The organism is uncultured Veillonella sp. (genome assembly GCF_963524655.1).
Lineage (GTDB): Bacteria > Bacillota > Negativicutes > Veillonellales > Veillonellaceae > Veillonella.
Genome location: NZ_CAURHA010000008.1, coordinates 41,500 through 58,141 on the forward strand (window position 1 = coordinate 41,500; position 16,642 = coordinate 58,141).

Annotated in this window: 13 protein-coding genes; 3 read left to right on the top strand and 10 right to left on the bottom strand. The window is 39.6% G+C overall.

Features of this window, described 5'->3' with window-relative positions; translation table 11 throughout:
• Nucleotides 1-58: 58 nt before the first annotated feature.
• The 7 genes from RYM16_RS02920 to RYM16_RS02950 all read right to left on the bottom strand — a co-directional run bounded on the left by RYM16_RS02920 (nt 59) and on the right by RYM16_RS02950 (nt 6,799).
• Nucleotides 59-1,198 carry a hypothetical protein gene (locus RYM16_RS02920; protein WP_314982196.1) on the bottom strand — a complete coding sequence of 380 codons (1,140 nt, stop codon included), beginning with the start codon at nt 1,196-1,198 and terminating at the stop codon, nt 59-61.
• 29 nt (nt 1,199-1,227) lie between these two features.
• Entirely contained in the window at nt 1,228-1,806 is a 579-nt protein-coding gene (locus RYM16_RS02925; protein ID WP_314982198.1) for a cob(I)yrinic acid a,c-diamide adenosyltransferase, read from the bottom strand.
• A 132-nt stretch (nt 1,807-1,938) separates the two neighbouring features.
• The gene (locus RYM16_RS02930) at nt 1,939-2,895 is read right to left on the bottom strand and encodes a peptidoglycan DD-metalloendopeptidase family protein (protein WP_314982217.1); all 957 of its coding nucleotides are present in this window, start codon (nt 2,893-2,895) and stop codon (nt 1,939-1,941) included.
• A 9-nt stretch (nt 2,896-2,904) separates the two neighbouring features.
• The gene (locus tag RYM16_RS02935; RefSeq protein WP_298708820.1) at nt 2,905-3,426 is read right to left on the bottom strand and encodes a DUF4446 family protein; all 522 of its coding nucleotides are present in this window, start codon (nt 3,424-3,426) and stop codon (nt 2,905-2,907) included.
• A gap of 119 nt (nt 3,427-3,545) precedes the next feature.
• A complete protein-coding gene (gene hydF, locus RYM16_RS02940; protein WP_314982200.1) occupies nt 3,546-4,853 on the bottom strand; it encodes a [FeFe] hydrogenase H-cluster maturation GTPase HydF in 1,308 nt (435 codons plus the stop codon).
• 213 nt (nt 4,854-5,066) lie between these two features.
• Nucleotides 5,067-5,996, bottom strand: coding sequence for a ParB/RepB/Spo0J family partition protein (locus RYM16_RS02945; RefSeq protein ID WP_314982202.1), 930 nt, complete (start codon nt 5,994-5,996; stop codon nt 5,067-5,069).
• Between the two features lie 35 nt (nt 5,997-6,031).
• Nucleotides 6,032-6,799 (bottom strand): AAA family ATPase, encoded by a 768-nt coding sequence (locus RYM16_RS02950; protein WP_314982204.1) that lies wholly within the window; start codon nt 6,797-6,799, stop codon nt 6,032-6,034.
• Between the two features lie 1,137 nt (nt 6,800-7,936).
• Between RYM16_RS02950 and RYM16_RS02955 the strand changes: the two genes are divergently transcribed.
• Genes RYM16_RS02955 through RYM16_RS02965 form a run of 3 tightly spaced genes read left to right on the top strand, consistent with a single transcriptional unit; the run spans nt 7,937 to nt 12,068 of the window.
• Nucleotides 7,937-8,704: a methionine synthase gene (locus RYM16_RS02955; RefSeq protein ID WP_314982206.1), complete on the top strand. Its 768-nt coding sequence runs from the start codon at nt 7,937-7,939 to the stop codon at nt 8,702-8,704.
• Between the two features lie 49 nt (nt 8,705-8,753).
• Nucleotides 8,754-11,189, top strand: a complete 2,436-nt coding sequence (locus RYM16_RS02960) for a homocysteine S-methyltransferase family protein (RefSeq protein ID WP_314982208.1) — start codon at nt 8,754-8,756, stop codon at nt 11,187-11,189.
• Nucleotides 11,190-11,210: 21 nt separating this feature from the next.
• Nucleotides 11,211-12,068, top strand: coding sequence for a methylenetetrahydrofolate reductase (locus tag RYM16_RS02965; protein ID WP_296004543.1), 858 nt, complete (start codon nt 11,211-11,213; stop codon nt 12,066-12,068).
• 60 nt (nt 12,069-12,128) lie between these two features.
• Here the strand turns inward: RYM16_RS02965 and rsmG are convergent, their stop codons facing one another.
• From rsmG to mnmE, 3 genes are all read right to left on the bottom strand, one after another.
• The gene (gene rsmG / locus RYM16_RS02970) at nt 12,129-12,881 is read right to left on the bottom strand and encodes a 16S rRNA (guanine(527)-N(7))-methyltransferase RsmG (protein ID WP_314982211.1); all 753 of its coding nucleotides are present in this window, start codon (nt 12,879-12,881) and stop codon (nt 12,129-12,131) included.
• A gap of 745 nt (nt 12,882-13,626) precedes the next feature.
• On the bottom strand, nt 13,627-15,498 hold the full coding sequence (gene mnmG / locus RYM16_RS02975; protein WP_314982213.1) for a tRNA uridine-5-carboxymethylaminomethyl(34) synthesis enzyme MnmG: 1,872 nt from the start codon (nt 15,496-15,498) through the stop codon (nt 13,627-13,629).
• A 242-nt stretch (nt 15,499-15,740) separates the two neighbouring features.
• Nucleotides 15,741-16,642: tRNA uridine-5-carboxymethylaminomethyl(34) synthesis GTPase MnmE (gene mnmE, locus RYM16_RS02980; RefSeq protein ID WP_314982215.1), on the bottom strand; the 902-nt coding region annotated here is incomplete at its 5' end.

A 16,642-nucleotide genomic window follows, 5' to 3' on the forward strand; every position in this document is an offset into this window, starting at 1 on the left:
TTTTGTGAAAGTATCATAGCTATATTAGCTCATGTACTTAGTTTGACTTAATATATCCTTACGCTGTTTGGCCTTGTGCGGCTTTCAGCTTTTCTAACTGTTTTGCTTCCTTCCGTTTAACCCAGAAGACGCGAGCGCTTTCACCCAATAGGGAACGCATTGGTTTAGATACCAAGAATCTAGTACCATGCCAAGCCAATACAGCGAGAATCATGCGACCTTTGATGTGACCGCTACCTTCGCCGGCCCAGTTCACATAGTCTAGTTCAATATTCTCGGCTTGTTCAGGCCAAATGCTGTACAGCATAGATGCGATAATCCCCATACGATATGGGTCACCGATACCAAATCGACCTTCTATAGCCACATCCCGTGGTTTAGAGTGGTCATAACATCGTTTTGACACAAGGAATAGCTGACGCCACAATTCTGTATTTTGCACATGTTTCATGAACCAGAATGTAGGAATTTCAGACTTGAATGATGCCACCGGATCGTTTGGATCTGGCTTTGCAAAACGACTTTTCACAGTTGTTTTGATATCATTCACCTTCGTAAATACCTTTTCCTTAATGGAACCGTCACTGTTGAAAGTAACGCGACTTACCACTTCATCATCGTCTTGAATATGGGCTGTTGGATCTTGCTGAATGGAGTCATACCGATCAGCACGAGCCTGTGCATCCATATCTTTAGAACCTGGTTCAGGACGTTCAACGCGCTCATTTTGATTTTGAGAGCTACCTGCCCCTGGTGATTCTTCATCACCAAAGGTTGTATTAGAACCTTGAGAGCTCTTCAAATCGTCAAAGCTAGTGCCACTAGAGCTTGCAGAAGGACCTTGTCCGCCCCCTTGCATCGCCTTTGCGAAGGCTTCCGCTTGCGACATATCGCCATCGTCGTCCATTACCTTTTGGTATTCTTCGTCTACGCGATTTTCAAGCCATTCTTCATAGTCTTTCACAGGACCTATCTTGAGCATGCCCAAAATATATAATTCCTTAAAAAATGGTTTGTCCTGCAAATACGCTAGATGCAGTGAAAATACACGCCACAGCCATTTGACACGCACCTCACCACGATAAGGCGAGCGGCCGTCAACTTCGATGCTATATGTGATTGGTGTCAGTAGGATAATCAAGATGAGTGCTGCAATGATGGCCACGATAACGAGGGCCACAATAGCCACTGTACTCAACCACATCACCTCCTTAGGTGTTCCTATGATTAGTTTTCAATACCTTTTCGAGCCATTACGCCTTGAAGGTAGTAATGTTTGACCTCTTTCATTTCCGTTACAAGGTCTGCCTCATCGATCAATTCTTGAGGAGCCCCACGGCCCGTAAATACGAGTTCCGTTTCTGGATGACGAGCATCGAGCAATGCCTTTGTTTTATCCCAAGAGATGAGTTCAAAGAAGAGTGCCATGTTGTACTCATCAAGAACGACGAGATCGTAATCACCACTGCTGATAGCAGCCAATGCACGTTCGTAGCCTTTTTCGATGAGCGCTACATAATCCTTTGGCGGATTGCCAGATTCAAAGACAACGACTTCATCGCCCCATTTAGCGAGTTCATCCTTGCTTTTCATCCCTTCTTTGATGATAAAGAATGGCTTGCCCACGGTTTCTAAGGTTAAATTCTTTAAGGTAGGTAAAATAGTATGTTCACTATATACTTTAGATTTCATAAATTGCAAAAAGAGGACTTTCTTGCCAGCGCCGATGGCACGGATGGCTAGACCGATAGCTGCGGTCGTTTTGCCCTTGCCTTCGCCGGTATAAACTTGTACATAGGCCTTCATAGATATACCTCCGTTCATATACTTTTATTTTACAATATATATATATAAAAGAAAAGAAAAAGAACTTGCTATTAGTGCATTTGCACGCATAACAAGTTCTTTTTGTATGATGTTTATTGAGTTTTTATGTGTCTAATTGCTAATTGGCAAGAAGATCATAGGGTCTACAGGGGCACTATTTAAGCGTACCTCGTAGTGAACGTGAGCACCCGTACTTTTACCAGTACTACCCATCAAGGCGATGGTTTGGCCTTGTTTTACACTCATCCCTACCGTTACGAGTACAGCACTGTTATGGCCATAACGAGTAACGAAGCCATTGCCGTGGTCGATTTCAACAAGGTTACCATAACCGCCGTCAGTATAACCAGCGAATGTAACGACACCAGCTGCGGTTGCCACAATTTGGGAGCCATAGTCGTCCGCAATATCGATACCTTCATGGAACGCACCAATAGCACCTGTCACAGGGTCCACGCGGCTACCAAATGGAGATGTAATAACGCCCTTGCTCGGCCAGATGCTTGGTGTCGTACTGTTCACAGCACCGCCAGAGCCAGCGGAGAAGTTGATGGATTGCAATGCCATCAAGTCTTGCGCACCACCATCGCGAAGGATGTTGCGCATCGTATAGAAGCTAACGAGCAACTTTTGTGCGTCCTTGTCCATTTTAGACAGGCGAGCTGATAATTGTGCCGCTGTTAGCGTCTTTACTTCGCTTTCATCAGCGGCTTGTTGCTTTGGGTCGCTACCATCCCCACCACCTTGAGCCGGTGTGCCAGATTCAGCGCCCTTGAGCATTTGCTTGTTTTCTTCACTAATTTGATTTAAGTTTTGGATTTTCTTATCGAGAACCTCTGTTTTTTGTTGTAACAATTTCAGCTGTTCCGATTGCAATTGCGTTTGTTGACGTAATTGCACCACCTCAGCTTGGCGCACGATGCCCCAAATGCCGAGGACCACTGCTGCGATGATCAGGATAGAGCCAACAATGGCTGCAATCTTCGCCTGCTTAGTAGTTAACGTCAATATGCAGTTGTCACCATTTCTTTCAACTTTGTTTGAAATGAATGCCGGTAAATTCAATATAACCCTTCCTTATTTTGAAACGATGGCGCTCGTCAACGCTTCCTCATTGGTACGTTCGCCCAACGCTTCGTTCAAACTTTCTAATTCTTCTTGTGAAAGACTAACAAGACTTTTACCTTTCACAATTGGTTTACTAAAAATACGGGATTCGTTACGACCGTAAATACTAGAGATGCAGATGCCGTTATTGTTTCCATCGAGCAACGTAAGTGCAAAGGACAGATCATTACCGATATTTTCAAAGGCGTTATATTTAATAAAGCCAATTTTTTGTATCGTATTGCTCTGCGTATTGCGGATAGCCGCTTGCTCGGTCAACAAGGACTCAAGGCCCTTCGCCGCATCGCGAATTTCGCTAACCTCTACAGATAATTTACGCTCTAGGCTCGCACCATTGTCCCCTTGCATAAAGAAATCATATTTCTTTTTCAAGCTGCCTAGACGAATGTGTAAGATTACACAATACACCAATACAGCGATAACAAGAACGATAGTTACCATGCCAATCCACGGTTGAATCGATTCGAACATGTATATTCCTTCCTATACAATCATCAAAACTCCAACACTTAATTATACCATTCTAATCGTGAAAGTTAAATGACTGCATACAATTTAATTTAATATGTGTAATTATAGATTGATTATATCTACCCTTTTATTTCATTAATAAACGGGCTTATTGCTCGTTCTAGTATACCATGTAGAGCCGCTATGAGTACACCGTAGTTTACGATTGGCGTACCCTGTACAACAGCACATTCAATGCGTCGTAGCACTTCGCGGCGTGTAAGCATACAAGCGCCACAGTGGATGATTAAATCATATTGAGACACATCTTTTGGGAAGGCTCCCCCACTAGTGAATTCTAGCTGTAAATCTGTATGACCTTGCTTTTTAAGAAGATTAGGGATTTTCACAGTTCCAATATCATCACATTGACGGCGATGCGTACAACCTTCACTAATGAGAACCTTAGAGCCTGGTTTCAAATTTTTTATGGCATTAACACCAGCTACTAAGTCTTGTAATTTTCCTTTAAAGCGAGCCATCAGAATAGAAAATGACGTCAACGGAATCGTATCAGGTGTCAATTCATCGACGCGATCAAAGGCTTGAGAGTCACAGATAACCATTTTAGGTGCTTGTTTAAGAGAGTTAATCATAGATGGTAACTCTTCTGTTTGACACACCAAGGCTAAGCCTTTGTAATCTAATATTTCACGGATTGTTTGTACTTGTGGCAATATTAAACGACCCTTTGGCGCTGCACTATCGATAGGACACACAAGGATGATGGCATCCCCCTCTTCTACGAGGCCTTGTAACAGCGTTTGCTCCCCTTCTACATCAAGAGGTGTTAAACCGCCAAGCAAATCTAGTAGTTCTAGCCGTTTTGCATTAGAAGTAAAATCAGATGAACCAATTACGGTAGCCAAGTCAGATAACCCCTTATGGTTTTCTACATAAATAAATCCATCCGACTTATTATTCGCATTAGCATTTGTATTAGCATTCGCATTAGTATTCACTTCCGGATTAGTATCCATATCCGTATTAGTATCCGTATCCGCATTAATTTCATTTATGAATAATGCAATAGGCACATTATTTTGTTTTAACAGCCCTAACCAATGCATGTCATCAGAGGTTGGCTCTTCATCGGTACGAAGCACATAGACAGCAAGATTAATCTTTTTCACAACCTCTTCCGTCTTTTCCATGCGCAATGCACCGAGTTCAGTTGTATCGTCAATACCAGCTGTATCGGTAATCACCACAGGACCTAGAGGCAAGATTTCCATAGACTTGCTCACCGGATCTGTCGTCGTACCTGCTACCTCAGACACGAGAGACACAGGCTGATCAGTTAACATATTAATCAATGTAGACTTACCAGCGTTACAACGGCCAAAAAAGCCTATATGAACGCGGTTTGCTTTAGGTGTTTGTTCCATAGTCTATCCTTGTAACTTAACGTATATATCTTACGAAAATCTTATAATTCTACTAAAATTATTTTACTAAACCCTTAAATACAGTAAAAGCGCAGCCCGTAGACTACGCTTTTACCGTGGATTGTAAATTGTATTTACATTATACAGAAATATTATCAACTTGTCATTACTAATTTCACATAGGCTCATGCTAATTTTAGTATGTAATGTAAATTATACGCGGAACTCCATTACTTCTCCATCATCAGTTTGGTCTTGGCTATCCATATATGCAATAAGTCTTTCCAACTCTGCTTCAGAGGAGAATGTAATTTCAATTTTACCTTGTACCTTTTTACCAGCACGGAACTTGATATTTACAGGAGAACCTAAGCTTAATTTTAAACGATCCATCAAAGCACGTACTTCTGCCGTACTTTGTGGCTTATCTGTTTTAGTCTTAGGAGCTTTATTTTGCATAGACTTCACGAGAGCCTCTGCTTGACGAGCGCTTAATTCACCCTCTTTAATGCGTTCAGCTGCTTCGATTTGTTGAGCTGCGCTACGAAGTGCCAACAATGGACGAGCTTGACCTACTGTTAAGTCCCCTTCAATCAGATCTTTCTGTACAGAGTCACAAAGTTTTAAAAGTCGAACCATATTGGCAATGTAAGAACGACTGCGACCCAGACGAGCAGAAATCATTTCTTGAGTTTGTTTATATGTATCCATTAAACCTTGGTAAGCCAATGCTTCTTCAATTGGATCCAAACCTTCACGTTGCAAGTTTTCAACGAGGGCTACCTCAGTCATCTCTTCTGTATTATATTTTTTTACAATAACTGGCACTGTTTCCAAGCCAGCAATAATAGCAGCGCGGTAACGACGTTCACCAGCTACGATTTGGTATTTATTCTTTTGTTTACGTACTACAATTGGTTGGAAAATACCAAGATTTTTAATAGATTCAGCTAATGTAGCTAAACTATCTTCATCAAAACTTTTACGAGGTTGATCTGCATTCGGAACTAACTCAGAAATTGGTAATTCATGTATTTCCTTTTCAGGCAACACAGACTCTACAGAGTCAACTTTCATTAAATTACCAAGGCCCTTACCCAATCCGGACACTTTGCTTTTTTTACTTTTAACTTCTCTAGGCATTTAACTAACCTCTCCCACCTTACATATAGCATTTATTAAGACTTAGATGCTTTAATAACCTCTTTGGCTAATTTAGTATATACGTCTGCACCTTTGGATTTTGGATCATATACAATAATCGGTTCCCCATAACTTGGTGCCTCACTAAGTCGTACATTACGAGGAATAATTGTTTTATATACTTTACTACCAAAGAACTTTTTAACTTCATCAGCTACTTGAATAGATAAATTTGTACGACCATCAAACATAGTCAACAACACACCTTCAATTTCAAGGTCTTTATTAGAAGTTTGTTGTACGATAGTTACTGTTTTAACTAACTGACTTACCCCTTCTAATGCGTAAAATTCACTTTGAATTGGAATCAATACACTATCTGCCGCCGTGAAAGCATTTAATGTTAACAAACCAAGAGATGGCGGGCAATCGATGATGATAAAATCATATTCATCACGCACTGGTGCCAACACTTTTTTCAACATTGTTTCACGTGAAACAACGGAAACTAATTCTACTTCTGCACCAGCTAATTGAATTGTTGCAGGCGCCACAAATAGCTTTTTAAGCATTGTTGGCTGAACAATATCAGCAATAGGTTCACCATCAATTAGAACATCGTGTACACAGAGTTCTAAATCATCTTTTTCAATGCCTAAACCAGAGCTCGCATTACCTTGCGGATCCAAATCAACAAGTAACACTTTTTTGCCTGCATCAGCTAAACAAGCACTCAAATTTACTGATGTTGTAGTCTTACCAACACCGCCTTTTTGATTAGTAATAGCTATAACTTTGCCCACGTAATTCACCTCGCATATTCGTTCAAAATATTTCTTTTTCATTATAACATAAAACAACTGTAATTATGGTAATTACAAATCAAATTCTTAGTGAATTTATCTATTTATATATGTAATTTTCTTATAAAAGTCATTTGTTGATTAGAACTAATAAGATTATTATATAAAAATAAGCTTAACAAATTATTTTAATTTACAACTGACGATTGTTTCACGTGAAACAATTATTTTTTATCTTAAATAGAAAATATTATTCTTACAAAAAATGTTTCACGTGAAACATTTTAAAACACAAACAAAAAAAAAGGAAAATAAGAACAGAAACAAAGATCGAAATCAAAGTAACAGTAAAATAAAAAACTCAGAAAAATAATCAAAAAAATATTAGATATAAAAATATAATTATAGTATTAATGTATACGAAATATTAAAACTTACCCAAAATTTTTATTGATACTTAGATCACATTAACAACTCATAACACGCTAATATTTTAAACAAAGATTTTTATAAGAGTATAAGTGTGTAAGACTATAAAAATATAAGAGTATAAGAGTATTAGAATAAAAAGGTATAAAAATATAAATGTATAAGAGTATTAAATATATAAGACATAACAAATAAATAATTCATTTAATGTTTCACGTGAAACATTTATATAAATCAAATTTATTTACATTAAACTTTAGGTATTACAACTATAATAACTAATAAAGATATTACAACTATAGTTATATTTATATTACATTTATAGCTATATTTATATTACAACTGTAACTATGTTTATATTAATCTGTAATAGTTTTAATAATGTAATTATTTTAGATCTGTAATTGTGTATTAAAACATTTATTACTATATGTAGTGTAAGCAAGCTAATAACTTTTGTTATAAAACTACATATAGATATAGCTTTAAGCTATATCTATATAGTACTAAATTATATGAGAATACAGGTCCCATATGCTTTGACAGGCTTTCATCATATCTATATACTATTAACTAGGTAGTAATTAGATTGATAATTCTTAATATAATTAAATTCATTATATTATATGATCTAAAAATACAAATAATAGTAAGCACACACGCTCTACGGATACGCAGAGCTTTTTATTTTGAAGAGGAGGCGTTTCCATGCCCATCTATAACGGAATGCTTCCTGCCATCGATAAAGCAGAAGTAAAACGATACGCAGGACTTCGTCACGCTGAGGATTTCCCACAAAATTATGTTGACGAAGCATGTAAGGAAATCCAGTTATTAGCTACACCTAAAGGTGTATACCAAGAATATGATTATGATGCAGAAAACAAGGTAATTCTGAGTAATCCACCACTTAAAATTGAAGGTTCTATCATTGAAAAACACTTAGAAAAATCTACAAAAGTATATGTACTAGGTGTAACAGTAGGTGAAGATGTAGAAATTCGCAGTGAGCAATTGTTTAAACAAGGCAATTATACAGTAGGCTTATTACTTGATGCAGCAGCAACTACAGCAGTGGAGCAGGTAGCGGATCAAGTAAACGAAGTTATCAATACAATTGCTAAGAAACAAGGTTATAAACCTACATGGCGTTTTAGCCCTGGTTATGGTAACTGGCCATTAGAAATCCAACCGCATTTAGCTAAAATTATCAAAACAGAGTTAATCGGCTTACAAGTTACGGAGAACTTTTTATTGTTCCCACGTAAGTCTGTAACGGCAATTATTGGTTTAATGCCAGCAAACGAAGACCTTAAAACAAAACGTGGCTGTACATCTTGTTCACAACAAGACTGCGCGTCTCGTAAATTACCTGAAAAAGCAACTACTAACGACCAAAACAAGACTGAAGAAGATGGTAGTAAGACTACTGCTGATGTATCAGGTATCACTATGAAAGGCCAACCAACAGAATAATGTTTCACGTGAAACATTTCGATTTTTAGGATGTTAAAGGAAGAAGTTTATGTATATTTTTGACGGTGCTATGGGCACAATGCTGCAAGCAGCAGGCTTAGAAGAGGGCTATTGTCCAGAGCTATTTAATGTAGAGAGACCAGAAGTTGTAAAAGACATTCATGCACAATATTTACAACATGGTAGTGATGTAATTACTACCAACACATTCGGTGCATGTGGTCTTAAATTAGAAGATTACGATTTACAAGATCGAGTAAGAGAGATTAATATTACAGCCGTAAAGGTAGCAAAAGAAGCTATTGCAGAGGTTAAACCATCCGCCCGTGTAGCTGGTTCTATGGGTCCTACAGGCCGTTTCTTGCAGCCATTAGGTAACATGAGCTTTGACTCTATTTACGACACATATCGTGAACAAGCAGATGCATTGATCGAAGGTGGCGTAGATTTCATTATTATTGAAACTATTATCGACGTTCAAGAAATGCGTGCCGCTTTATTGGCATCCCTAGATGCTCGTGAAGCTGCAGGAAAAACAAAAGAAGATGTACAAATCATCTGTCAGTTTTCTTTCAGTGAAGACGGACGTACTATTACAGGTACACCGCCAGCAGTAGCAACTACTATCGTAGAGGCTATGGGTGCCGACATCATCGGTATTAACTGTTCCCTTGGACCTGAGCAAATTACACCTCTTATTGAAGAGATTGCTAGCGTGACTAATTTGCCAATCAGCTGTCAACCAAATGCAGGTATGCCTCAATTAATTAACAAGCAAACTGTATTCCCACTTACAGCAGAAGAGATGGGTCCATTGATGCTCGACATCGTTGATGCAGGTGCTACCTATGTAGGCGGTTGCTGCGGTACAACACCAGCTCATATCCAATCTATTTCTAACGCTGTAAAAGCACATACTCCTAAGGAGCGTGCTCATATTGCACCTAAAACAATCATTACAAGTCGTACTAGATTGTTAGAATTAGGCCACAATACAAAACCACTTATCATTGGTGAACGTATTAACCCAACAGGTCGTAAAGTTTTGGCTCAAGAATTACGCGATGGTTCTTTCATCCGTGTAAAACGCGATGCTTTAGACCAAGTAGAAGCAGGTGCAGACATTCTCGACGTAAACATGGGCGTAGCTGGCATGGACCAAACTCCATTAATGGAACGTGCTATCTTTGAGTTATCCATGCTCGTTGAAACTCCGTTATCCATCGATACATTGGATCCAGCAGCTATGGAAGTAGCTCTTAAAAACTACCCAGGCCGCGCGCTAATCAACTCCGTAAATGGGGAGGAGGAGTCCATCACTCACGTTATGCCTTTAGCTAAACGTTACGGTGCCGCATTACTTTGCTTGCCATTATCTAGTGGCGACCTTCCTGAAAAAGCAGAGGATCGCGTTGCTTTAGCTGAAAGCATCGTAAATCGCGCTTACGGTTATGGTCTTCAACCACATGACTTATTGCTTGATCCATTGGTATTAACACTTGCTAGTGGTGAAGATAGTGCACGCCAAACATTGCGTACATTACAGTTATATAAAGAGAAATTTGGCTTCCCAACAGTAATGGGCTTATCCAATATCTCCTTCGGTATGCCTCAACGTCCTTACTTGAACGGCCAATTCTTAACAATGGCCCTTGCTTGTGGCTTAACTACACCAATTATGAACCCATTAAACTATCCAGCTAAAAAAGCGTTCGTATCTAGTACAACATTATTAGGCTGGGACCCAGGTTCTGCTCAATTTATCAAAGAATACGGCTACGAAGACGAAACAAGTGCTCCTGGCAACTCTGCTCCTAAAGGACCTGAAAAGAAATCCTTTGATAGTAATGATCCGTTAGCAAATATCCGCGCTTGCGTAGAGCAAGGGGAGAAAGAAGCTATTATTGATCTTGTAAAAAAAGCATTAGCTGATGGTATTGATCCATTAGACCTTACGAAAAAAGGTTTATCTGAAGCGATGAACGTAGTAGGGGACAAATTCGGTTCTGGTAAATTATTCTTGCCACAAGTAATGCTCGCTGCTGAAACAATGCAAGCTGCTTTCAACACTATTAAAGAAATTATTCCTGCTAGTGAAAGCTTAGATAAAGGCACAGTCGTTGTGGCTACCGTTAAAGGCGATATCCACGATTTAGGTAAAAACATCGTAGCAGCCTTGCTTGAAAACAATGGTTACAAAATCGTTGACCTCGGCAAGGACGTTGACCCAGAAGTTATCGTTCAAGCTATTAAGGACAACAAGGCGGCCCTCGTTGGTATCTGTTCCTTAATGACTACAACAATGCCTCAAATCGATAACACTATCGCTGCTATTCGTGCAGCAGGCCTTAACACTAAGGTCATGGTTGGTGGCGCCGTAGTATCGCAAGACTACGCAGACCAAGCGGGCGCAGACATCTACGCTAAAGACGGTATCGCTGCCGTTAACCACGCTAACAATTTCTTTGAAACATTAGAGAAATAATTTGTAATAAAGAGGTACATGATGACATTAAGAGAGAAACATCAACAAGGGAAGTTCACTATCACAGTTGAATTAGACCCACCAAAAAGTAGTTCTGCGGAAAAGATTTTTGAACAAGCGGCTCGTTTGAAAGGGAAGGTTGATGCCATCAACATCGCTGATAGCCCTATGTCCAAAATGCGCATGAGCCCAATTTCTCTTTCTTATTTGTTGCAACACAACAAAGAGATCGAAACAATTTTCCACCTTACATGCCGTGACCGTAACGTCATCGGTTTACAATCTGAATTGCTTGGCGCTGCAGCATTGGGCGTGCACAACATTTTAACCCTTACTGGTGACAAACCAGATAATGGGGACCATCCATTTGCACAATCCGTATTCGAAGTAGATTGCATGGGCTTGCTCAATATCGCTAAGACATTGAATGCAGGAAAAGACCTTGCAGGCAACGACTTAGACGCACCTACAAGCTTCTACATCGGTGCTACTGGTAACCCTGGTGCTCCAGATTTAGAAATTGAACGCCAAAAATTGGCTGCTAAAATCCAAAACGGTGCACACTTTGTGCAAACACAACCGATTTACGATTTAGAACAAGCAAAACGCTACATTGATAAAATGTCTGAATTCGATGTGCCTATCATGCTCGGCTTGATTCCACTTAAAAGCTTCAAAATGGCCACATACCTTCACGAAAAAGTGCCTGGGATCAACCTTACTCAAGAAATCTTAGACCGCGTAGAAAAGGGTGGCAAAGAAGCGGGTACAGAAATCGCTATCGAAACACTTGAACAAATCAAGAAAATCGCTGCAGGCGTACATATTATGCCTTTAAATGATATCGATACAACATTACATATCATTGACCACGTATAATTACGTAGAAAAGAGAAAGAGGATGCAAATCTGTGATTTGCATCCTCTTTTGTTTATGTATTATACCAATGGTTTGTCTTTAATGTCTTTTGGTTTACGTGGGTATTGTTTAGGTGTTTTACCTGTTTTCTTAATGTACAAGATAGCTCGTTTATCATCTAAGGTTGGAAGTGTAACGGTTCGCACTTCTTCAATCTTTGCTTTTAATGTGCTAAGGGCTTTATTGGATTCACCCACTTCTTCTTCGTAGATAGCCCCTTTTAAAGCCACTACGTAGCCGCCTTCTTTTACATAGGGCACAGTCCATTCTAACAGAATAGGTAAACGTGCCACCGCACGGCTCGTAGCAATATCGAAACTTTCACGGTAATCTTGATGACTAAGATCCTCTGCACGGCCATGTAAAGTAGTACAGTTTGTCAATTGTAGCTCATCCATAACGGATTCAAGGAAGGTAAGACGTTTTCTTAAAGAATCAAACAACGTAACCTTGAGGCTACGGTCATAAATAGCCAATGGAATGCCTGGAAAACCAGCGCCAGTACCAACATCGATAATAGACATGCCAGATTTGATGATATGCGGATCATAGCAGGAGAGAGAGTCAATCATGTGTTTAACCACAACCTCTTTCATGTCTGTAATACCCGTGAGGTTGAGATATTTATTTGTTTCAATCATGCGCGCATAGTACACGTAAAAGTCTTTTGCTTGCTCTTCCGTACAAGGCAAACCAAATTGGCTCATTTGCTCCATCATATATGAAACAAATTCAGACTCAGGTGCGATAGGCACATCGTATTTCTCTTTCATAAGTACTCCTAATGAATTATCCGATATTTATATGCTAGTGAAAGTAATCGACACATGGTTAGAAAATCTCATGTTATATAATACATCATATAAACAAATCCAGGTAATTAACAATATATATGTTATAAGAATAGTATTTCTTATTTCAAATGCTATAAAACTCAAAAATTTGAGCTATACGGCTTATTTGATCCATTTTATATAAGTTTATATATAAAAACTAATAAAATAACCGTATAGGCGAAATATTTAAGTGTTATTTCTTTATATTATAGCATATTCTCAATACATTCTCATTTACAAACAAAATATATGACTTTCGGAACACAAAATAGGGTAGGGGAGAGACGTTATACCTATATTATCATTTAAAATAACTAATTGAGAAATCGGTCCATCTTTTTGACTTATCTTTTATGTATTTTCTCCTATTTCATTGTGCATCCAAATTTCACACTTTATTTCTAATTTATCACCATGAATTTTTCTTCACTTACAAAATATATTGTCTATTCTGAATGTATACCCAATGTACTTCTCTAGTGTACATATTTTAACTGTAAAATAATATGTGTTTTATAAATATTCATATAAATATACAAACATTTACTGATATTAATCTCTATTACATATATAAAATAAAACTTTCTACTTGCTAATAGACTTATTTATAGAAAGGGAAGCCTTATAACACAAAAAGCTAGCTAATCAGATTAGCTAGCTTTTTTATATGCAATCACATATTTTATTTACTTCGATTGTATTGTTCTAGTTGGATCAATAGAACAGATACGTCCGCAGGGGATACGCCAGAGATACGGCTTGCTTGGCCGATGGAGTGAGGGCGGATTTTGTTGAGCTTTTGTTGAGCTTCAAGGGAAATGCCCTTAATTTGTGTGTAATCCCATTCTTTTGGAAGAATTTTCTCTTCTAGTTTGCGAACCTTATCAACTTGATCCATTTGTTTTTTGATATAACCTTCGTACGTAATGGAGATATCAACAGCTTCTTCAACGTCAGGTGTATAGCGTTTCAAACCAAATGCATCGGCTACGATGGCATAAGATAGTTCGTTACGTTTTACTAGATCGTAGGCGTGAATGCCCGTTCTAATAGGGGCTGTACCTAAACTTTCAAGTAAGGCTTGTGTTTCCTTGGATGGATTTACCGGTGTGTTTCGTAAAAGCTCCATCGCTTCTTCGATATTAGCTTTTTTAGCAGTAAATTTAGCCCAACGATCGTCTTTTACAAGACCAATTTCACGGCCTTTTTCAGTAAGACGCATATCCGCATTGTCTTGACGAAGTAATAGACGGTATTCGCTGCGGCTTGTCATCATACGGTACGGTTCGCTTATACCTTTTGTTACGAGATCATCGATGAGAACACCGATATACGCTTCGGAACGAGCAAGGATGAAAGGTTCTTTGCCTTCAATCCACAACGCTGCATTAATACCAGCCATTAAACCTTGAGCAGCTGCTTCTTCATAACCAGATGTACCATTCGCTTGACCTGCAGAGTAGAGGCCTTCAATATGTTTCACTTGAAGGGCTGGTGTCAATTGAGTTGGGTTCAAGCAATCGTATTCGATAGCATACGCAGGGCGCATGATTTCTACGTTTTCAAGACCAGGGATAGTACGCAAGAACGCATATTGTACGTCCATAGGAAGGGAAGTACTCATACCTTGTACGTACATTTCGTTTGTACCAGTACCTTCTGGTTCTACGAATAATTGATGGCGTTCTTTATCGGCAAAGCGCACTACTTTATCTTCGATAGAAGGACAGTAACGAGGGCCTACACCTTCAATTTTACCGCTGTACATTGGAGCGCGGTGAATATTGTTATGAATGATTTCATGAGTTTTTTCGTTCGTATAAGTCAACCAACATACATCTTCATTGCGGTTAATCCACTCGTCCATGAAGGAGAAGGAGTGATGATGCGTATCGCCTTCTTGAACTACCATGTTTTCAAGGTTAAGAGTACGTTTATCCACGCGAGCTGGCGTACCAGTTTTAAAGCGCATCAACTCAATGCCATTGTCCAGCAAGGATTGAGAGAAATGTTCTGCTACGCGTTGACCATTTGGACCGCCCACGTAATCGATATCGCCAATGAGGATTTTACCTTTCAAATAGGTACCAGTACAAAGAATAACAGCCTTAGCGCCATAGAATTCGCCAAGCTCTGTAACGATACCTGTTACTTTGCCGTCCTCAACTTTGAGCTCAGTAACCATAATTTGCTTAACATTGAGGTTCTCAGTATTCTCTACCGTTTGTTTCATCAAATGTTGGTATTTAACTTTATCAGATTGGCAACGCAAAGAATGTACGGCAGGGCCTTTACCCATGTTAAGCATGCGCATTTGAATAGCCGTAGCATCCGCATTGATACCCATTTGGCCGCCTAAAGCGTCAACCTCTAAAACAAGATGGCTTTTACCAGGACCGCCAACGGCAGGGTTACATGGCATAAGCGCAATATTATCTAAACTGATGGTCGCCATTAACGTACGATGACCCATGCGGGCACAGGCGAGAGCCGCCTCACAACCAGCATGACCACCACCGATGACGATGACATCATAATTATCTACTGTGTACATATCAATTGAATTCCTTATATTTGTTACTTATCTTATTGTGAAAGTATATTTTACTCAAACTACGAGGCCGAATAGCCCAGAGTCCAGTTCCTCACTGTGAAAAATTTTAAAGTGATGCTTGGATTTGACCCAGAGTACAGGTCGCTCGCTGAGCATTTTCCTTCGGAAAATTGCACGCTCCGACCAAAGTGAAGCTTGGGTTTCATCGTCGCTAACGCTCCTCTGCTCCCTCAAGCCCTACTTTATTTACCTAAACAAAATCTACTAAATAGTTCGTCGATCATGGATTCTCGAATGGTGTCGCCTGTGATGTCGCCTAGTAGTTCCCAGGCGCTACGCAGATCAGTAGCGATAAAGTCTACTGGCATGCCCATGTCGATGGAGGAGAGGGCTTGTTCGACTTGTGCCTTCGCTTGTTCCATGAGGCTAATGTGGCGCACGTTACTGATCATGGCGCTGTTATCTTGTTTTACGCGACCGCCATAAACGAGTTCTTGCACCCATTTGGAAAGAACTGCAGAACCTTCGCCTTCTTTAGCACTGATGCGTTCAATAGCCGTAAAGGTTCCGTGTTCTTTAATATGTTCGTCTGTAACGACTTGTGCCACGTCGGACTTATTGAGGAGTACGATGGTATTCAAACCGCTCACAGAGGTCAAAATTTCGATTTCTTCAGGGGTTAATGGAGTAGACCCGTCGATAACGCAGAGCACGATGTCTGCTTTGTTGATATAATCACGAGCACGTTCCACACCGAGGGCTTCCACCGTATCTTGTGTATCGCGGATACCTGCGGTATCGATGAGGCGCAGAGAAATGCCTTCTACGGTCATATATTCTTCAATGCTATCCCGCGTCGTACCAGGACTATCCGTTACAATAGCGCGGTTTTCGCGCAAGAGAGCGTTCATAAGGCTCGATTTACCTGCATTGGGACGGCCTACAATAACCGTCGTAATACCGTCGCGAATGAGGCGTCCCGTATTCGCTGTGGATAAGAGTTCATCCAGAGCTTTCAAAATAGGCTGCAATTGCTCACGAACCTCTTGGCTCGTTACATCCTCAATATCCTCCTCAGGATAATCGATTGTTACCTCTAAATGAGCAATCATAGCGATGAGCTGTTCACGCACATCTTTTACAA